The organism is Autumnicola edwardsiae (assembly GCF_031846505.1).
Lineage (GTDB): Bacteria > Bacteroidota > Bacteroidia > Flavobacteriales > Flavobacteriaceae > Autumnicola > Autumnicola edwardsiae.
Genome location: NZ_JAVRHP010000001.1, coordinates 117,793 through 137,344 on the forward strand (window position 1 = coordinate 117,793; position 19,552 = coordinate 137,344).

The window sequence follows — 19,552 nt, forward strand, 5'->3', positions numbered from 1 at the left end:
TTTTAATACTTCCTTTAAAATTCTTAAGATTTGAAAAAGTTCTTCTGCTTAATGATTCTCTTCCAACCATGATTTGTAATAGGTTTCATCTGCAATTTCCATAGCCTCTTCAGTAATCATAAGGGGCTTAAAAGTGTCCACCATAACCGCTAATTCTTCAGTTTCTATTTGCCCTATACTCCTTTCTACCGCTCCCGGGTGTGGCCCGTGCGGAATTCCCGCAGGATGAAGAGAAATATGTCCTGCCTCAATATCATTACGGCTCATAAAATCACCATCTACGTAATAAAGAACCTCATCACTATCTATATTACTATGGCTGTAAGGCGCCGGAATGCTCTGCGGGTGATAATCGTATTTTCGCGGACAAAAACTGCAAACCACAAAAGCGTCCGTTTCAAAAGTCTGATGTACCGGTGGTGGCTGATGAATTCTTCCGGTTATCGGCTCAAAATCGTGAATTGAAAATGCGTAAGGATAGTTATAGCCGTCGTAACCCACTACATCAAAAGGATGGGTGGCGTAAACAGCATCAAAAATCTCTCCCTGCTTTTTTATTTTAATTAGAAATTCTCCTGCTTCATCATTGGTTTCAAGCTCGTAAGGTCTGCGCAAATCCCTCTCACAAAATGGAGATTGTTCCAGTAATTGCCCAAACCAGTTTCGGTATTTTTTTGGGGTATAAATCGGGCGGCGGGATTCGACAATAAATAAGCGGTTATTCTCATCATCAAAATCCAGCTTATAGATGGTGCCCCTGGGAATTAACAAATAATCTCCATATTTAAAATCCAGATTTCCGAGATGAGTTCTAAGCTTCCCACTACCTTTATGGATGAAGAGCAGCTCATCTGCATCAGAATTTTTATAGAAATAATCTTTTGTGGAAGCCTGCGGGGAAGCAAGTGCAATATTCACATCGCTATTGGTCAACACAATTCTCCTGCTTTCGAGATAATCTGGCGCAGGCACCACGTTAAAACCTTTAAATTTATAGGACTTTAAATTATTTGCTACCGCTATTTTAGGTTTTACACTATAGCCGGCGCTCATTTCCTTTACCTGTGTGGGCCTGTGCTCATGGTAAGAATTAGAATACATTCCATCAAAACCTATGGTACCAAATAATTGTTCATAATAAAGGCTACCATCCGGCTTCTTAAAAACCGTATGTCTTTTATGAGGTATTTTCCCAAGCTGATGATAAAAAGGCATAATTCTGAAGATTTAAAGGAGATTCCGCAGAAATAAATGTAAAATAACGCATTTTTTAAAGCTGAAATTCCGATTAAACCAAATATCGCTATTATCTGCTAAAATATTCTTAAAACAAGGCTAAATATAGTAGCTTCTTCGGAATTTTTCTTTGCCTGATCCACCTTCAAACAAGTTGTTTACAAAATCCTTCGGAACAACCTGTGCCCGCAAAAGCCATTGCCTTAAAATGGCAATTTTCGACCTTATATCTTTTCAATGCTTCAGCAGAAATCTTCGAAGCGAATAAAAATATTTTAGATAAAAAAACTAACCTTAGAACCAAAAGCCTAAACTAAAGAACCAATGACTCTCCTTGATTTCGGGCGAATAGGTATACTTCACTTCCAGGGGGCCAAGGAAAGTTTCCAGTCCATAACCAAGTGCGTAGCCGGTATAATCTGGCATGGAAAGCCAGTTTCCGGTAGAGTATAACTTGTTCTCCACGTTGGCAATGTTTACACTGGCGATTAGGTGATTTTTACGAAATATTTCATAATCGAGGTCAAGTAAAGCTTTGATATAGCTGTCTCCCGACAGACTTATAAAATCATAACCATAAAAAGGAATAAAATTATTAATTGGGTAATTCCCGTAACCCCCCAAAAAGAAATCGAGCGTGTTTATGTTGTCATTTCCAATCTTGAATCCCGTTTCTGCAGAAATACGGGTAGTAAATTTTTTAAAAGGTGTGGCAGCGTAACCTACTTTTCCCTTTGCAATAGAAAATTCAGCAAAATCGTTGTTTGAAGAAAACAGGTAAACATGGAAATCACCGTCAAAATAGATTCCCTGGCTCGGGAAATATTTATTGTCGTACGAATCAAACTTTAAATAACCAAAAGCACTGTAATAATTATTATCCTCAAATACAGAGTTTCCGCTTTCGCCATTTTCATTCTGAAAAACTTCAGAAGTAATATCCAAATATTTATGCTCGGCACCCATCCCAAAAGAAAATACCTGCTGAAAAAGTGTCTCCACATAAAACTGATTAGTGATATCGCGGTAATCTACACCAATGTTTGCCACCCCAATATTTCTCAAATCCCCGTTTTGGTTGGCAAAATCAAAAGAAATGTCTTTTTTAAAGTTATTATATCGTGATTTAAGCCCTATACTCCAGTAATAACCCTTATCTATATAATAATCGAAGTAATACCTGAAATAATCCCCAACAACCACATCTATAGAAGTCACATCATTGGTAAAAAGCAAGCTTTTGCGGGTAAAATTCAGCAAGACTCCGCTTTCATAAAGTTCATCGTAATGCAGTGCCAGCCGGAGAAAAGACTTATTCTCGCTTTCCTCGATGTCCATGTTTAACGTATATTCCTGCCCCCCTTCATCTGGAATAAGATTATAGCTGATTTTATTAAAATTTCCGGTAGCCGATAAATTATTTACTCCTACGTTAAGATCTTCGAACGTCAACTTCCTTTCAGCACCAAGTTTCAGTTTTCCTAAAATATAGGACTGCGGATAGCTATTGTTACCATTAATTTCAAGATTAGTTACATAAATGCTGTCTTGCCCTTGCTTCTTTAATTCTCTCTTAAAATCTTTTTGCCTTGCCGCAAGTTGTTCCAAATGCCCATATTTCTCCTTTGCAGCGACCCTTCCGGAGTCGATAATAGCTTCGCCCTCACTAAAGGATATTACAGAGAACCTCGAAATATCAGGATTAATGTAAATATCGGTCTGCGGGATCTTATCCTTCATCTCGCTAATCGTCCTGAAATTGCCAATCTGTGTTAAAATATCAAGCACACTTCTAAGCTTATCCTTATCTATAAGACTATCCTGTACATCTATCCCAATCACAATTTCTGCTCCTCTCCGCTTTAACTCTTCTACAGGATAATTGTTCGCCACACCGCCATCTGTAAGCAGGCGCCCATCGATTTTCACCGGACTAAATATTGAAGGAATTGCACCACTGGCCGATACCGCTTTAGCAAGAGACCCACTATCCAAAATCACCTCTTCCCCGGTTTCAATATCTGCAGCAATACAAAAGAACGGAATGGGAAGCTTGCTAAAATCATTGATGTTGTTTACATGCATCGTTAAACGTGACATGAGATTGTAGATATTCTGACCCTTGGAAAGCCCTGACGGGAGACCAATCCTAAAATTATCAAAAGGAAGACTTATCGCGTATTTCTCTGTATCTTCTTTTTCGTAAAAGGTTTTTGCGCTTCGCGGAAGGTCATCCTGGATTAGAATATTGAAATTTGTCTCATGAAAGATAGAATCCAGATCGTGCGCGGTATAACCCGAAGCATATAAACCTCCAATTATAGCGCCCATGCTACTCCCGCCAATAAAATCTATGCGCACACCGGCTTCTTCAATAACCTTTAAGGCGCCAATATGGGCAAGACCTTTCGCTCCACCACCACTTAAAACCAGGCCAACCTTAGGATCATCTTTTTGCTGGGACAATCCCGTAAAACTTAGCAAACACAAAAAAATGATCAGTATATTTTTCATTTATTCCTTATGATAATGCTCATATAGCGTCCTGGCTTTAGAAGCTCCTATAACTTCGCTCAAATTTTCCAGCGAAGCCTCTTTTATTCTCTTTACAGATCTAAATTGTTTCAATAACTCAATAACTGTTTTTTCTCCAATTCCCGTAATAGATTCCAACTCTGTATTTAACGCAACTTTACTCCTTTTGTTACGATGAAAAGTAATTCCGAACCTATGCGCCTCGTTTCTTAACTGCTGAATGATTTTTAAAGTCTCCGATTTTTTATCCAGGTAAAGCGGAATATTATCATCTGGATAGAAAATCTCTTCCAGCCGTTTCGCTATGCCGATAATTGCAATTTTACCACGTAGTCCCAGAGTCTCCAAAGCTTTAACTCCGGACGATAATTGCCCTTTTCCACCATCCACTATAATTAACTGCGGAAGTTCTTCGCCTTCATTTAGAAGCCTTCTATACCTTCTAAAAACCACTTCTTCCATAGAAGCAAAGTCATTTGGACCTTCCACGGTCTTAATATTGAACTTTCTATAGTCTTTTTTGCTCGGTTTTCCGTTTTTAAAGACTACACAGGCAGCTACGGGATTAGTTCCCTGGATATTTGAGTTGTCAAAACACTCTATATGCCGCGGTTCTTCATTTAAACGTAAATCCTCCTTCATTTGTGCCATTACACGCTTCACATGCCGGTCGGGATCTACAATTTTCATCTGTTTAAACCGCTCCTGTCGGTAATATTTGGCATTTCTGAGAGATAGCTCTACAATCTTCTTCTTATCGCCCAACTGCGGAACGGTGACTTTTACATCTTCCGCAAATTCAATTTTAAAGGGAAGATAAATTTCTTTTGAATTTGAATTGAAGCGCTGCCTTATCTCGGTAATTGCCAATTCCAGCAGTTCCTGGTCACTTTCGTCCAGCTTTTTCTTCATTTCAATAGTATGCGACCTGATAATAGCGCCATGGGAAATCTGAAGGAAATTTACATAGCCATAACCTTCGTCACTGGTGATGGAAAAAACATCTACATTGTTGATCCTGGGATTCACCACCGTAGACTTCGACTGGTAATTCTCAAGTACATTAATTTTTTCTTTGATTCGCTGGGCATCTTCAAATTCCATATTTTCAGCATGCACTTTCATCTGATTTCTAAATTGCTGGAGGGAATCTTTAAAATTTCCTTTTACGATCTGCCTTATGGCTTCAATATTCCCGTTGTAATCTTCTTCTGCCTGTTTTGCTTCACAAGGACCTTCACAATTTCCCAGATGATACTCAAGGCACACCTTATATTTGCCATTTTCGATCTTATCTTCAGCCAAATCATAATTACAGGTCCTGAGTTTGTACAAGCCTTTAATAAGGTCCAGAAGTGTATTTACAGTTTTAAAACTGGTGAAGGGCCCGTAGTATTCGCTACCATCTTTAATTAGCCTGCGTGTTGGGAAAACCCTGGGAAATCGTTCATTTTTAATACAAATCCAGGGATAGGTTTTATCATCCTTTAGCATCACATTAAACCGCGGCTGATGCTTTTTAATAAGGTTATTTTCAAGCAGCAGCGCATCGGTTTCCGAAGCAACCACAATATGCTTGATTTCCTTAATCTTCTTCACCATTACGCCTATCCTGTGAGAGTCGTGACGTTTGGTAAAGTAGGAAGTGACCCTTTTTTTAAGGTTTTTCGCCTTCCCCACATACAGGATTTTCCCGTTCTTATCGTAATACTGGTACACCCCGGGACTGTCGGGCAGAGTTTGCAGTTGTACTTCCAATGCAGGCTTTTCCATTACTTCAAAGATAAAATTTATTGCGCTTAATGCCGCCGTGAATTTTAAAATTTAAAACAGAAAAACCACCGGTTTGCAGCTACTACCGATGGTTTTTCTCTTAATAAATCGTCCTTTCAGCCTACGAAATATTTCCGTTCTTCAATTCTTTAACAGCATAATCCACTGCCCTGGCGGTAAGTGCCATATAGGTTAAAGATGGATTTTGAGTACCTGTTGAAGTCATACAGGCACCATCTGTCACAAAAACATTTTTAGAAGTGTGCAACTGGTTCCACTCATTCAACAAAGAGGTTTTTGGGTCTTTACCCATACGAACGCCGCCCATTTCGTGGATATCCAGTCCGGGAGCCTGTTTGGAATCGCTGGTGCGGATATTTGTAAATCCGGCGCTTTCAAACATTTCGGTGATCTGTTCAAAATAATCCTCGATCATCTTTTCATCATTATCATCATACGCTACATCAAAATTGAGCAGCGGGATTCCCCATTCATCCTTCTTACTATTGTTAAGGCTAATAAGGTTGCTCTCTTTGGGAATCGTCTCGCCCATCATATGGCTTCCAATCCTCCATGGCCCTAGCTTTGGTTTGGCAAGGTTTTCTTTTAAAGCTACTCCTAATCCATCCTCGCTGGTATATTCACTACGGTAAGTACTAACACCTGCAGCATACCCCCTTAAGAAGTTGGTTTCCTGCTTATGAATATTTCTGAACCTTGGAATATATCCACTGGTAGGCCTTTTTCCATCTGTAGTAAAATCTGTAAAACCATCGTATTCTGCAGTCGCCCGGGCCCTGTAATTATGAAAAGCAAAATACTTACCAAGAAGTCCGTTGTCATTCCCAAGACCGTTGGGAAAACGTTTTGATTTGGAATTAAGCAAGATAAGGTTCGTGTTTGCAGCCGCCGCATTTACAAAAACAATCTTTGAAAAATACTCTGTAACTTCCTTGGTGTGAGCATCAATTACGCGTACACCTGTAACCTTTTCTTTTTCTTCATCGTAGATAAGCGATTCTACAACAGAATCAGGTTTTAAGGTGAGGTTTCCAGTTTTCTCGGCCCACGGTAAAGTTGAAGAATTACTACTAAAGTAGCCTCCGTAAGGACAACCCCTCTGGCACAATACCCTGTTCTGGCACTGTACCCGCCCCTGTTGTTTATGGATATCTTTTTGTTCTGAAAGGTGTGCGCAGCGTGCAACAATCACGTGACGATCACCATATTTTTCCGCTACCTTTTCTTTAAAGTACTTTTCTACTTTTGTCAGTTCGTACGGTGGTAAAAATTCACCATCAGGTAATTCGGGAAGTCCATCTTTATTCCCGGATATTCCGGCAAATTTTTCAACGTAGCTGTACCAGGGAGCCAAATCTTTATAGCGTATTGGCCAGTCTACAGCAAAGCCATCCCTTGCAGGTCCTTCAAAATCGAAATCGCTCCAGCGCTGTACCTGTCTTGCCCAGAGTAATGATTTTCCACCAACCTGGTATCCTTTTATCCAGTCGAAAGGTTTTTCCTGTACATAAGGATGTTCATCGTCCTTAGAGAAAAAATGGGATGCGTCTTCTTTAAAGGCATAGCATTTACTTACAATAGGATTTTCTTTTTTTACTTCAAGTGGCAGCGTTCCCCTATGATCCATTTCCCATGGATGTAAGCTGGTAGTAGGGTAATCTACCACATGTTTTACATCTTTACCACGGTCCAGAACCAAGGTGCGCAGCCCTTTTTCAGTTAATTCCTTAGCTGCCCATCCCCCACTAATGCCAGAGCCAATAACAATTGCATCATAAGTTCTTTCTTCTACTCCATCTATATTAAAGTATGCCATAATTATGCGTTGTAATATTTTTCTTGATTAACCGGAAAACTTCCATCCCACCTTGAAGGTACCTGCTCATAATCCAGGATATTTTCCAAAACATATTTAGAGGTAGTATAACCTGCTATGGTTAGATCTTTTACAAAAGGAACAAAACTGATCTTTTTATCTGATGATTTCTCTGTTGCCAGCATTTTGTTTAAAATTTCGTGCCTTTCTGCACCCGAAAGTTCTACAAAAGCTTTTCCATATTGGTCTTTACTAGCCTCGTCTACACTATTAAAACCCGCCGCAAATTCCTTTTGAACTTCTTTTTCAAAACAGTCATTTACCATCACAAGCACAAAGCGATCTACTTCAAGTTCTTTGGCTCCGGGTGTATCTGTAGCAGGGATAATGGTATCTACCATTCCTGCCAACATTAGCTTTTGATCGTCGTTTATATCGCCGTTTGCTTCGGGTAGTTCCTCCGCTGTCCAGGAATCGATCCAAAAAGGCACTGTCGCCAGTCCTACTGCAGATATTCCAAGGGTTTTAATGAGGTCTCTTCTCTTCATTTTTGTTATTTATAAGGTATAAGTCGTACTTTTTTAGTAAAATTTCTGGTGTCAGAAAATTAACCGTATAATAATTCATTGATGCTTAAACGCTGTTCTTCTTCATGCCCTCAACAGGTTGTGAAGATAAAGTTAAAGTTCAAACTGTAATTGCAAAAATAAAATTTTAAAGGCTTCTTCAGTTAATTACCACGACATTAACAATTATAATTTCTGAAGTAGTGTGCTGCAATTTCAATTTACTTTGCACACAAACCGTACCAGCCGGAAATTTAACTTCAGCCTATACTGACATTCTTCTAACAGAACTTTTTCCGAAGTAAAAATTTCTGAACTTCTATTTGAACTTAAAAAAAGTACCCGGGAGTTATAACGCTGATTCCTTCCAAACTTTTACAAAAAACTATTTTCAGAATTCCTTAAGAAGAAAGGCAGGCTATTTTATTATCTTGCAATATGGAGAAAATAGTGATAGGCAGGTTTGACAAAGCTGATTTCCCGGCCCTTAAGTTATACGACATTGCGATAAAAATTGATACCGGCGCCTATACTTCTTCTATACACTGCGAAAATATTGAAGAAAAGGACGAAAAACTCTACTGCTCTTTTCTTGATGAAGAGCATCCTTTGTACAACGGCAAAGAAATTATATTCGACGATTATGATATTGTCTTTGTACGTAGTAGTAACGGTATTATTCAAAAGAGATATCAGGTACAATCCAATATTAAACTTTTTAATAAGGTTTTTAAAATTTCCCTTTCTTTGTCCTCGCGTCAGGAAATGCGATTTCCGGTTCTTATCGGGAGAAAATTTCTCACCAAAAAATTTATAGTCGATACAGAACTAACAAACGTCTCTAATAATCAGAAAGAAAATGAATCTAAAAATCCTATCCAGAAATAGCAACCTTTACTCAACCAAACGCCTGGTGGAAGCTGCCAGAAAACGTGATCATGAGGTTGAAGTTATAGATCCCGTAAAGTGCGATCTTGTTATTGAAAAAAAGAAACCCACCATATTTTACAAAGGAAAAGCTATTGAAGGAGCAGACGCTGTGATTCCAAGAATCGGAGCTTCGGTTACTTTCTTTGGAACTGCCGTGGTAAGGCAATTTGAGATGATGGGTGTTTTTACTACTACAGAATCTCAGGCCCTTGTAAGAAGCCGGGACAAATTAAGGAGCCTGCAAATCCTTTCCCGTGCCAGGCTGGGATTACCTAAAACCGTCTTTACAAACTATTCTAAAGATGTTAAGGAAGTTATAGAACACGTTGGTGGTGCACCGCTCATCATAAAACTACTGGAAGGAACACAGGGGCTTGGAGTTGTTCTTGCAGAAACAGATAATGCAGCCGAATCTGTTATTGAAGCTTTTAATGGGTTGCAGGCAAGGGTTATCGTTCAGGAATTTATTAAGGAAGCCGGCGGGGCCGATATTCGTGCTTTTGTGGTAGACGGGCATGTGGTTGGTGCCATGAAACGCCAGGGAAAAGAAGGGGAATTTCGTTCCAACCTACACCGGGGGGGATCGGCTGAAATCATTGAACTTTCAGACGAAGAGGAGAATGCCGCCATTAAAGCCGCAAAAGCAATGAGCCTTGGAGTTGCGGGTGTTGATATGCTGCAGAGCGCCAGGGGCCCTCTTATCCTGGAAGTAAATTCCTCTCCAGGTCTTGAAGGCATTGAAGCTGCCACAGGAAAGGACATAGCCAAAACCATAATTAGGTACATAGAGCGAAATGTATAATTTATGCCACAAATAGATAAGGACAATGTCCTGGAAATACTGGGAAAAAGAATTCCACCGGGTAAGAGTGCAACAATTAATTTTAACATGGCCAAGCTCTACACCACCACATCTGTGGAAGTGCCGGTTATCATTGAACGCTCAAAAAAACCAGGGCCGGTTGTATTGCTCACAGCAGGTATTCATGGGGATGAGATAAACGGGGTAGAGATTGTACGCCAAATTATTTCCAAAGGAATTAATAGGCCTCAGAGAGGTACGATAATTTGCATTCCAGTTGTCAATATCTTCGGTTTTCTTACGCTCACAAGAGAATTTCCCGATGGTCGGGACCTGAACCGGGTTTTCCCCGGCACCAAACACGGCTCTCTGGCCAGTAGGTTCGCTTATCAGTTTGTAAAAAAGATTCTTCCTATCGCCGATTTTTGCCTTGATTTCCATACAGGGGGAGCAAGTAGATTTAATGCACCACAAATAAGAATAAAGAAGGGGGACGAGGAAAGCCTTAAGTATGCTCATATTTTTAATGCCCCATTTACCATTAATTCCAAGACAATAACAAAGTCTTACAGAGAAACCTGTTCAAAACTGGGAATTCCGGTTCTGCTTTTTGAAGGTGGAAAATCTGCCAACAGCAATAAAGAAATCGCAAGGCATGGAGTGGATGGCGCCACACGAATTCTAAGTCACCTGGACATGCTAAATCCAAAATTTGATTATCCCGATTCGATTACAGAAACGGTTATTATCGAAAATACTTTTTGGATGCGTGCCAAGTACAGCGGACTTCTACACGTGAAAATCCCATGTGGCAAACATGTTGAAAAGGGGGAATTTATCGCTACCATTACCGACCCTTATGGCAAATTCAGGCATAAAATAAAGTCTGCAAATGAAGGTTATGTAATTAATGTAAACGAGTCTCCAATAGTTTACCAGGGAGATGCTGTTTTTCATATTTCACTACCAAAAAAGAGAAATGAAGAAGAGTTTTCTGAGAGCGAAATATAAGGAGCTAAGACTGGATTTGTCTGTAGAAACCATAGAAGATCTAAGCCTGCAAATAGCCAATCAACTACTAGAATTGCCTATCTGGGACTACAGCTTTTATCATCTTTTTCTTAGTATAGCAGAGCAAAAGGAAGTTAACACAGAACCTATCCTCCATATTTTACAGGGAAAAGACAAAAATGTAGTACTGCCAAAAACCGATGCTCCTACCAATAAACTGGTTAATTACCTTTTAACAGATACTACGGTTATAAAAAAGAATCGCTGGAATATCCCGGAACCACAGGATGGGATTGAAATAGACACAGGGAAAATTGAAGTTGTCTTTATCCCGCTTCTCGCTTTTGACCAATGGGGACACCGCGTGGGCTACGGAAAAGGTTTTTATGATCAGTTTTTGGCAGGGTGTAGGGCAGATGTTCTTAAAATTGGACTCTCATTTTTTGAAGCCGAAGAAGAAATTGAAGACATCTACCAGTCAGACGTCCCGTTAGACTACTGTGTCACACCTAAATACACCTACAGCTTTAATAAAAGTTAAAATTATTTGTAGGACAATTCACATTAGCCTATTTTTATCTAAATATTCCCCGGTTAATGCTCAATGATCTCCAGCTAAATAGTATCCTCGAGGATTTTGATATAGCTTATTGGAAAATAGACCTTTTTAGCAAAAATATCCACTGGTCTGATCATTTTACTACTCTAATTGGCGATCCAAACGCTACAAATGATTCTTATGAATTTTTTGTTCAGGAAATTCTCCACCCAGACTATCGCTACGACTTCAGAGTAAATTTTGAAAAACTAATACAGGAAAATGAGACTTTCAGCTTCGAAATAAGGATGCGCCTCGAAAATGGCAAATATCGATGGTTTGAATGCAGAAACCTTAAAAATAAAGACAAGAGCTTACGGGAAACAGCGGTATTACTCTTTGTAAACATCCACCAGAGCAAACGTGACCAGTATACTATAGAAGAAAACTTCTTCTATTACAGGGAAACTGCAGAAATGACTTCTACAGGTGGATGGTATGTAGATATTGTGGATAAGAATATCTACTGGGACAATGTGACCAAGAGAATTATGGATTGCCCCCAGGACTTTAACCCCGAATACGCGGAAAGATTAAAGTTTTATGCCCCGGAGCATCATCATATAATAAATGCTGCTTTTAATAAATGTGAACTATACGGGATTCCATTTAAAATCGAGCTCAAAATGCTAACCCTTTATAACAGGGAATTTTGGATACGCGCCACGGGGAAGCCGGTCTACAACCAGGACCAGCAAATAATTGGGATAAGGGGTGTTTTCCAGGATATCGACGAAAATAAGACCAACGACATCAATCTTCAGAATTCCCTGGACATTATTGCCGCCCAAAATTCCCGTCTTTTTAACTTTGCGCATATTGTATCTCATAACCTTAGATCCCACAGTAGCAACCTAAGCCTTGTCGTAGAACTCTTAAAGGAAGCAGATACAGATAAGGATAAGCTGGATTTACTCGACAACGTTAACTATATTTCAGAAAACCTGGATACAGCAATTGCTCATCTCAACGACGTGGTAAGTATCCAAACAACTTTAGCCAAGGAAAAGGTAAAAGTGAAGTTTGATGATGCTCTGGATTTTGTCCTAGCATCTATTTCTTCCTTAATTAATCGGGAAAATGCAAAAATCGTCGCTGAATTTAATTCCCTAAAAGAAATCTTGTATATCCCTGAGTATCTTGAAAGTATTTTACTAAATTTAGTTACAAATGCCATTAAATATAAACAACAGGGCAGAAGACCGGTTATTTATATTCAGACTTATGTTTCTAACGGAAAGGAATTTATGGAAATTAGCGACAATGGTATAGGCATAGATCTCGATCAACATGGGGATAAGATGTTTGGGATGTACAAGACCTTTCATCAAAATCCAGACGCAAAGGGAATTGGACTGTTTATCACTAAAAATCAGGTGGAGGCATTGGGAGGTTCTATTTCTGTTATGAGCACAGTGGGTATCGGGACCACTTTTAAAATAATGTTTTAGAGCTATTTATTATGGGGCAAAAAGTAGAGCTGGCATGTATTATCGATGATGATAAGATATACGTGAACCTGGTAAAAAAAATCATTGAAATTAAACAACTTTCAGAAAATCTTTTGATTTATAAAAACGGGAAAGAAGCCCTGGATTATTTTAAATACATCCTTAACGGTATGACTGAGGACCGGCTTCCCGAAATTATATTTCTTGATTTAAACATGCCAGTGATGGATGGTTGGGAATTTCTGAATGAATTTGTGAAAATTAAGAATAACTTTAAGAAGAAAGTTACCCTTTATGTAGTGAGTTCTTCTATAGATCCAAGAGATTTAGAGAGGGCAAAATCCATTAATATGGTAACTGATTATCTTATTAAACCAATAGAGCTTAAAAAGTTTGAAAAAATCTTTGGAAGGCAGGTACCTGCCGCTTAGTTTTCTTCTTCGTGCTTTGGGAAAGCTCTTTTATTGAAGATAAGCAGAAGAATTACCCCAATGCTTATTGCGCTATCTGCAATATTAAAGACAGGCTCAAAAAAGGTGAAGTAATTTCCACCCCAAAAAGGTATCCACTCCGGCAAATAACCTTCATACAAAGGAAAATAAAGCATGTCTACAACTTTTCCATGAAAAAGGGTACTGTATCCCCCTCCTTCCGGCATAAATTGTGCTACCTGGCCATAGCTATCCTCAAAAACAATTCCGTAGAAAACAGAATCTATAATGTTTCCCATTGCCCCGGCAAAGATAAATGCAATGGAGGTGATGAGAATTCTGGAAGCATTTTTACGAACAGAATCCCACAGCCAGTAACCAATACCGAAAATGGCAACCAACCGGAATAAAGTTAAAATTAGTTTTCCATAAGTACCGGGGATTTTAGTTCCCCAGGCCATTCCTTCGTTTTCGACAAAAAGAATGCTAAACCAGTCCAGTACCGGAAGTTCCTGCCCTAAAGTAAAATTTGTTTTGATATAGATCTTGGAGATCTGGTCTATTAACAGTACCAGAAAAATAATTAAGCCGGCTTTTTTTAGAGACATGAATAGTTTAAGTTAAAAACGAACCAAAAATACTAATATTATTTAGTTTTAAAGACACTAATATCCCCATTAATAGATTTCAGTTTTAGAAGGTTAGCTCCTTGCATTTCTTTCGGGACACGCACCTCTCCATTTCGCGATTCCGCTTCTATATTGGCAAATGTCGTCTCTACATAAATATTTCCTTTGTAGGTATTTACAATAGCATTTCCAATAAAAGGGGAAAGCCTGCAGTAGCCACTTTTTAAATCTGCATAAAAATTCTCATAGATTCCCCTGGCTACTACCGAGGCCAGATTTGAACTAACATACACCTGAATATTTTCGGGAACCTGTAGTTCTATTTCCATAGAAATTACCTTGTGTGCACTAAGCTTATCATACCCTCCGGTTAAGGCATCAGGATACCTGGTGGTCAGTTTTAAGTTGTGCTCCTCTTCCTGGGTAACAAGGGAGATATCGTTGTAATACTCTCCTTCAGAATGCGTGGAAATAATTACTTTTTCCGATTTAACGGTGCTCAGGCTTATTTTATGTACCTCATCGGCATAGATTTCAATTTTTCGAATGTCGCTGGCATCCAAAACTTCACGGGTCTCCTTCTGAGCACTGCCCAAGAAAATTCCGAGAAAAAACCATATAACTAAAAAAATTACCCTCATCACAAAAATCAAAAACGCTCCATGTTACTATCAACAGGAGCGTTCTTCATAATTTTAGAACGGTTTGTTACCGCTGTAGATTTTTAGCTTCTATGCTTAGTGTCGCATGTGGCACAAGCAAAAGACGCTCTTTTGCGATAAGTTTTCCAGTGACACGGCATATCCCATAAGTTTTGTTCTCGATACGCGTTAAAGCATTTTTTAGATCCCTTATAAATTTCTCCTGACGAATGGCAAGCTGGGAATTAGCTTCTTTACTCATGGTTTCACTTCCCTCTTCAAACGCTTTAAATGTAGGAGAGGTATCATCGGTCCCATTGTTTCCATCATTCTTGTAGGCATTTTGATAGATCTCCAGTTGCTCCTGGGCCTTAGCAATCTTTTTCTGGATTAGAGCCTTAAACTCCGCCAAATCTGCATCGCTGTACCTCTCTTTAATATCTGTTGTAGACATAGGTTTAATGTTTTTTAATAAACAATTTTGTGCTTATTTCATCAAATTCTACAGGAGAACCCTCTTCAAGCACATCTGCAAACTCGAGATTTGCAGTTAATGTTTCATTTTTAATATAAGTTATATTTTCATTAACGGCATCCTCGACTATGCCGTCCTTTTGTAGGGTCACGTTAATTGTATCTGTTACTTCAAAACCAGAATCTTTACGCATATTCTGGATACGGTTAATTAGTTCCCGGGCAACTCCTTCCTTCTTCAATTCCGGAGAAATACTTACATCAAGGGCTACCGTAATGTTACCACTACTGGCTACCGTCCAACCTTCAATATCCTGCGAGGTTATTTCCAGCTCATCGATTGCCAAATTAATCATTTTTTCATTAACTTCAATGTCAATACTGCCCGCACGCTCCACCTGCGCTATCTCTTCAGAAGTGAATTGACTTATCTTGCTAACAATCAGTTTAATATCTTTTCCAAATCTCGGCCCAAGTACACGAAAATTTGGTTTTACCTGCTTCACCAGTATGCCTGAAGCATCATCTATAAGCTCCAGTTCCTTTACATTAACTTCAGATTTTATCAGATCCTGAACCGCGAGGATTTCTTCCTTCTGCCGCTCGTCCAGTACCGGTATCATTACTCTTTGCAAAGGCTGCCTCACTTTTATCATTTCCTTTTTTCTAAGCGAAAGTACCAGGGAAGAAATGATTTGTGCCTTCTCCATTTTTCGTTCTAAAGACTTATCAACAAACTTTTCCTCAAACTGCGGAAACTGAGCCAAATGTACAGATTCGAATCTTTCCTTATTGGTTGCCTTGTTTAAATCTTTGTAAAGTTTATCCATATAGAATGGAGCAACCGGAGCACCTAACTTCGCCACTGTTTCAAGACAGGTATAAAGAGTTTGGTATGCTGAAATTTTATCTTGCTCATAATCTCCCTTCCAGAACCTTCTCCTGCTTAGGCGTACAAACCAGTTGCTAAGATTTTCCTGAACAAATTCTGAAATTGCCCGTGTAGCCCTTGTAGGCTCATAATCGGCATAAAATTTATCGACGTTCTGGATAAGCGTATGCAATTCTGAAAGTATCCAGCGATCTATTTCCGGTCTTTCTTCCAGTGCAATTTCATCTTCAGCATAAGTGAAAGTATCGATGTTGGCATATAGCGTAAAGAAAGAATAGGTATTGTAAAGTGTTCCGAAGAATTTACGTTGTACTTCTCCAATTCCTTCAATATCAAATTTTAGATTATCCCATGGATTGGCATTGGAAATCATGTACCACCTGGTCGCATCGGGACCAAAAGCCGCCAAAGTTTCGAAAGGATCTACCGCATTGCCTAAACGTTTGGACATTTTTTGTCCGTTTTTGTCTAAAACAAGTCCGTTAGAAACTACGTTTTTATAAGCAACATCATCAAATATCATGGTTGCTATGGCATGGAGCGTGTAGAACCAACCACGTGTCTGGTCTACCCCTTCAGCAATAAAATCTGCCTTAAAAGCCCCCTGGCCCCTAAGGGGAGATTTGATAAGTGCTTCTTCAATTTGATCAAGAACTACTTCAAGATTCCCGATTACTTCCTCGTTAGTAAAACGAATTACAGAATAATTAAAATTGTCCTTTAAATATTTGCTTCGGAAATCGTCATTTTCTCGAATTTTGGGATCATTGTGATACCCGCCATCAACTTCTATAATTAAACCTTTAGCTAAACAAACAAAATCAACAATATATTCATCAATTATATGTTCCCTTCTAAATTTATAGCCAGCCAGTTTTTTTCCTTTTAAACCTTCCCATAAGATTTTTTCAGCATCAGTGGGGTTGTTTTTTCGCTCTTCAGCTTTCTCTTTTAAAAGATGATAAGAAGATTTCCTGGCGGTTTGATATTTAGGGATGGTTTGTCCCCCTTTGGGGGATTTAGGGGGCATTTCGAACGGATAATGCCACTGGGAATAAGGCATAGAACCGGAATCGAACCACACATCTATAAGATCTGCCTCCCTTTTCATAGGCTTACCACTTTCAGAAATAAGTGTAATCCCGTCTACCACATTTTTATGAAGGTCTACCTGCTCGTAGTTCTCATCACTCATATTTCCCGGCTCAAAACCTTCAAAAATATCCTTGTCCATCACGCCAGCCGCCACAGCTTTGCCCATTTCTTCCTTTAGCTGTGCAATAGAACCGATTATTTTTTCTTCCCGTCCATCTTCTGTTCTCCAGATTGGCAACGGAATTCCCCAATACCTGCTTCTGGACAAGTTCCAGTCGTTGGCATTCGCCAGCCAGTTTCCAAAACGCCCTTCTCCCGTAGCTTTTGGTTTCCAGTTGATGCCGAGATTCAATTCATGCATCCGGTCCTTAACATCTGTTACTTTTATAAACCAGGAATCTAATGGGTAATAAAGAATAGGGCGATCTGTTCTCCAGCAATTTGGATAACTGTGCACATATTTTTCAACTTTAAAGGCACGATTTTCTTCTTTCAGTTTTATCGCGATTTCAACATCTACAGATTTCTCCGGAGCTTCTCCTTCGTCATAATATTCGTTCTTCACATATTTTCCGGCAAACTCTCCAAGTTCCTTTCTGAATTTTCCCTGCAAATCTACAAGCGGAACCAGATTATCATTTTCGTCTTTAACCAGCAATGGTGGAACTTCCGGCGTTGCCTGCTTCGCAACCAGCGCATCATCTGCACCAAAGGTAGGTGACGTGTGTACGATTCCCGTACCATCTTCTGTAGTTACAAAGTCTCCTGAAATTACTCTAAAAGCATTTTCAGGATTGTTATATGGCTGGGCATAAGGCAATAACTGCTCATATTTTATCCCTACAAGATCTTTCCCTTTAAATTCCTTTATTATACGATCTTCATATTCTTTTATTACAGATTGCGCTCTTTCTTTGGGATTTTTGGTTAGAGGGTCTTTACTAAATTTTTTAATTAAAGCACCCAAATTTGGCTTAGGAAATAATTTTCCTAAAAGATCTTTTGCTAATATTACGTACGCTTCTTTATCTGTATACTGATTAATAGTCTTAACCAAAACATATGTTATATTTTTGCCTACAGTAAGGGCCGTATTACTGGGCAATGTCCATGGAGTAGTTGTCCACGCAATAAAAAAAGCATTCTCTACTAATTTTTCATCAAAAGGTTTTATATCCGTCCCCCCAAAGAGCATCTTTTTGTCTGGCCTAATAGTAGAGGGAATAATTTTAAACATAGCGGTTACCGTGGTGTCGGTGACATCCTGATAAGTTCCCGGCTGGTTAAGCTCGTGGGAGCTCAAACCGGTACCCGCCTTTGGTGAGTAGGGCTGAATGGTATAGCCTTTATAAATTAATCCCTTCTTATAAATTTCGGAAAGCAGCCACCACACCGTTTCCATGTATTTGGATTTATAGGTAATATATGGATCGTCCATATCTACCCAGTAACCCATTTTTTCAGTAAGGTCATTCCACACATCGGTGTAACGCATTACTGCATTTTTACAGGCGTCATTGTATTTTTCAACACTTATTTTTGTACCAATGTCTTCTTTGGTAATCCCAAGTTCTTTTTCAACACCAAGTTCTACCGGTAAACCGTGGGTATCCCAACCGGCTTTACGTTTCACCTGAAATCCTTTCTGGGTTTTATAGCGGCAAAAAATATCTTTAATCGCACGGGCCATAACGTGATGAATTCCCGGCAATCCATTTGCCGACGGCGGGCCTTCAAAGAAAATGAATTGCTCTTCACCTTCCCGCGAGGTCACACTTTTTTCAAATATCTTGTTCTCTTTCCACCAGGATAGAGTTTCTTCTGCAACTTTTGGTAAGTCAAGTCCTTTATATTCAGGGAACTTATTGCTCATTTTGTCGAAATTTCGAATGATGTGCGAAATTAATCAATTTTGACAAAAGAGCGAGACATAAAAAGAAAATCCTATCCCGGGAATCGATACCTGAAAAGACCAGAAGGGTTTTTAAGCCGGAAAAATCAGGATTTAAATATTAAAACCGAAAAATACCTGTATTACTGAAGCTAAAATAATTAAAATCTGACTTCAAAACCTCCGGAAAATTGATCCTCACATTAATGCTGAATAAGCTTTACTGAAAAAATTAAGCTCCCCAAGGCTGATCCTTAAAAATGGCAATTATCGACCTGATATCATTTTCAGCTTCAGCCAAATAAATTTCTTTATGTCGAAAATTGCCATTTCCAGGCACTCGAAAAATATTTGTAGCTATAAGATGCAGACTGCTTTGCTACCTCGCAGTAACAGCTAGAAACTATAATTCAAAGCCAGAATAAAATTTCTTCCGGCTGCTGAAATTCCTGAAGAATACGTCCTGTAAAGCTGATTAGTAATATTTTCCAGTGAAGCTGTCGCGTTCCAATGCTCGCTTAATTTGTATCGGGCGGCCAAATTGATCGTGTACCAGGCGGGAGAATAAGGATTTCCCTTTTCATCTATAGCGTAGAGATATTCCTTGCTTTGTTCTGAAGGTGCCAGGTCTTCAAACTCAAATTCGCCGTTATATTCTCCGTAAATATCCAGTTTCAGTCTTTTTTTATGCCATAAAAGGTGCGTATTTCCAAAAACGGGCGCGGCATGGCGCAAAGGCACATAGTCGTTCCCTTCTTTT

Annotated in this window: 15 protein-coding genes and 1 pseudogene; 6 read left to right on the forward strand and 10 right to left on the reverse strand. The window is 39.2% G+C overall.

Going from position 1 to position 19,552, the window contains the following annotated elements; genetic code table 11:
- Positions 1-48 precede the first annotated feature (48 nt).
- From RM529_RS00535 to RM529_RS00555, 5 genes are all read right to left on the reverse strand, one after another.
- Positions 49-1,215, reverse strand: coding sequence for a homogentisate 1,2-dioxygenase (locus tag RM529_RS00535; RefSeq protein WP_311482788.1), 1,167 nt, complete (start codon positions 1,213-1,215; stop codon positions 49-51).
- 315 nt (positions 1,216-1,530) lie between these two features.
- Positions 1,531-3,750: a patatin-like phospholipase family protein gene (locus tag RM529_RS00540; protein WP_311482789.1), complete on the reverse strand. Its 2,220-nt coding sequence runs from the start codon at positions 3,748-3,750 to the stop codon at positions 1,531-1,533.
- Positions 3,751-5,544 (reverse strand): excinuclease ABC subunit UvrC, encoded by a 1,794-nt coding sequence (gene uvrC / locus RM529_RS00545; RefSeq protein ID WP_311482790.1) that lies wholly within the window; start codon positions 5,542-5,544, stop codon positions 3,751-3,753.
- A 121-nt stretch (positions 5,545-5,665) separates the two neighbouring features.
- Complete coding sequence (locus RM529_RS00550) at positions 5,666-7,381, reverse strand: GMC oxidoreductase (RefSeq protein WP_311482791.1); 1,716 nt, start codon at positions 7,379-7,381, stop codon at positions 5,666-5,668.
- A 2-nt stretch (positions 7,382-7,383) separates the two neighbouring features.
- On the reverse strand, positions 7,384-7,929 hold the full coding sequence (locus tag RM529_RS00555; protein ID WP_311482792.1) for a gluconate 2-dehydrogenase subunit 3 family protein: 546 nt from the start codon (positions 7,927-7,929) through the stop codon (positions 7,384-7,386).
- Positions 7,930-8,385: 456 nt separating this feature from the next.
- Between RM529_RS00555 and RM529_RS00560 the strand changes: the two genes are divergently transcribed.
- From RM529_RS00560 to RM529_RS00585, 6 genes are read left to right on the forward strand one after another with little or no spacing between them, the layout of a single operon-like run.
- Entirely contained in the window at positions 8,386-8,835 is a 450-nt protein-coding gene (locus RM529_RS00560; RefSeq protein ID WP_311482793.1) for an ATP-dependent zinc protease family protein, read from the forward strand.
- Positions 8,807-9,679 carry a 30S ribosomal protein S6--L-glutamate ligase gene (gene rimK, locus RM529_RS00565; protein ID WP_311482794.1) on the forward strand — a complete coding sequence of 291 codons (873 nt, stop codon included), beginning with the start codon at positions 8,807-8,809 and terminating at the stop codon, positions 9,677-9,679. Before RM529_RS00560 ends, rimK begins: the two co-directional genes overlap by 29 nt.
- 3 nt (positions 9,680-9,682) lie before the next feature.
- Positions 9,683-10,690, forward strand: coding sequence for a succinylglutamate desuccinylase/aspartoacylase family protein (locus tag RM529_RS00570; RefSeq protein WP_311482795.1), 1,008 nt, complete (start codon positions 9,683-9,685; stop codon positions 10,688-10,690).
- Complete coding sequence (locus tag RM529_RS00575) at positions 10,659-11,231, forward strand: 5-formyltetrahydrofolate cyclo-ligase (protein ID WP_311482796.1); 573 nt, start codon at positions 10,659-10,661, stop codon at positions 11,229-11,231. The genes RM529_RS00570 and RM529_RS00575 overlap by 32 nt, the downstream gene beginning before the upstream one ends.
- A gap of 56 nt (positions 11,232-11,287) precedes the next feature.
- On the forward strand, positions 11,288-12,739 hold the full coding sequence (locus RM529_RS00580) for a sensor histidine kinase (RefSeq protein ID WP_311482797.1): 1,452 nt from the start codon (positions 11,288-11,290) through the stop codon (positions 12,737-12,739).
- An 11-nt stretch (positions 12,740-12,750) separates the two neighbouring features.
- A complete protein-coding gene (locus RM529_RS00585) occupies positions 12,751-13,170 on the forward strand; it encodes a response regulator (RefSeq protein ID WP_311482798.1) in 420 nt (139 codons plus the stop codon).
- Here RM529_RS00585 and RM529_RS00590 read toward each other — a convergent pair.
- From RM529_RS00590 to RM529_RS00610, 5 genes and pseudogenes are all read right to left on the reverse strand, one after another.
- Entirely contained in the window at positions 13,167-13,778 is a 612-nt protein-coding gene (locus RM529_RS00590) for a lipoprotein signal peptidase (RefSeq protein WP_311482799.1), read from the reverse strand. The genes RM529_RS00585 and RM529_RS00590 overlap by 4 nt on opposite strands.
- 38 nt (positions 13,779-13,816) lie before the next feature.
- Entirely contained in the window at positions 13,817-14,440 is a 624-nt protein-coding gene (locus RM529_RS00595; protein ID WP_311482800.1) for a DUF4097 family beta strand repeat-containing protein, read from the reverse strand.
- Between the two features lie 67 nt (positions 14,441-14,507).
- Positions 14,508-14,894 carry a TraR/DksA family transcriptional regulator gene (locus RM529_RS00600; RefSeq protein ID WP_311482801.1) on the reverse strand — a complete coding sequence of 129 codons (387 nt, stop codon included), beginning with the start codon at positions 14,892-14,894 and terminating at the stop codon, positions 14,508-14,510.
- Between the two features lie 4 nt (positions 14,895-14,898).
- A complete protein-coding gene (locus RM529_RS00605; RefSeq protein WP_311482802.1) occupies positions 14,899-18,774 on the reverse strand; it encodes a class I tRNA ligase family protein in 3,876 nt (1,291 codons plus the stop codon).
- A 414-nt stretch (positions 18,775-19,188) separates the two neighbouring features.
- A pseudogene (locus RM529_RS00610) lies at positions 19,189-19,552 on the reverse strand (TonB-dependent receptor); the annotation flags it as partial.

Coding starts and splice junctions, on each gene's coding strand:
- RM529_RS00590 (WP_311482799.1), bottom strand. CDS start 13,778: ATGTCTCTAAAAAAAGCCGGCTTAATTATTTTTCTGGTACTGTTAATA.
- RM529_RS00570 (WP_311482795.1), top strand. CDS start 9,683: ATGCCACAAATAGATAAGGACAATGTCCTGGAAATACTGGGAAAAAGA.
- RM529_RS00605 (WP_311482802.1), bottom strand. CDS start 18,774: ATGAGCAATAAGTTCCCTGAATATAAAGGACTTGACTTACCAAAAGTT.
- rimK (WP_311482794.1), top strand. CDS start 8,807: ATGAATCTAAAAATCCTATCCAGAAATAGCAACCTTTACTCAACCAAA.
- RM529_RS00600 (WP_311482801.1), bottom strand. CDS start 14,894: ATGTCTACAACAGATATTAAAGAGAGGTACAGCGATGCAGATTTGGCG.
- RM529_RS00560 (WP_311482793.1), top strand. CDS start 8,386: ATGGAGAAAATAGTGATAGGCAGGTTTGACAAAGCTGATTTCCCGGCC.
- RM529_RS00550 (WP_311482791.1), bottom strand. CDS start 7,381: ATGGCATACTTTAATATAGATGGAGTAGAAGAAAGAACTTATGATGCA.
- RM529_RS00540 (WP_311482789.1), bottom strand. CDS start 3,750: ATGAAAAATATACTGATCATTTTTTTGTGTTTGCTAAGTTTTACGGGA.
- RM529_RS00575 (WP_311482796.1), top strand. CDS start 10,659: ATGAAGAAGAGTTTTCTGAGAGCGAAATATAAGGAGCTAAGACTGGAT.
- RM529_RS00585 (WP_311482798.1), top strand. CDS start 12,751: ATGGGGCAAAAAGTAGAGCTGGCATGTATTATCGATGATGATAAGATA.
- uvrC (WP_311482790.1), bottom strand. CDS start 5,544: ATGGAAAAGCCTGCATTGGAAGTACAACTGCAAACTCTGCCCGACAGT.
- RM529_RS00535 (WP_311482788.1), bottom strand. CDS start 1,215: ATGCCTTTTTATCATCAGCTTGGGAAAATACCTCATAAAAGACATACG.
- RM529_RS00555 (WP_311482792.1), bottom strand. CDS start 7,929: ATGAAGAGAAGAGACCTCATTAAAACCCTTGGAATATCTGCAGTAGGA.
- RM529_RS00595 (WP_311482800.1), bottom strand. CDS start 14,440: ATGAGGGTAATTTTTTTAGTTATATGGTTTTTTCTCGGAATTTTCTTG.
- RM529_RS00580 (WP_311482797.1), top strand. CDS start 11,288: ATGCTCAATGATCTCCAGCTAAATAGTATCCTCGAGGATTTTGATATA.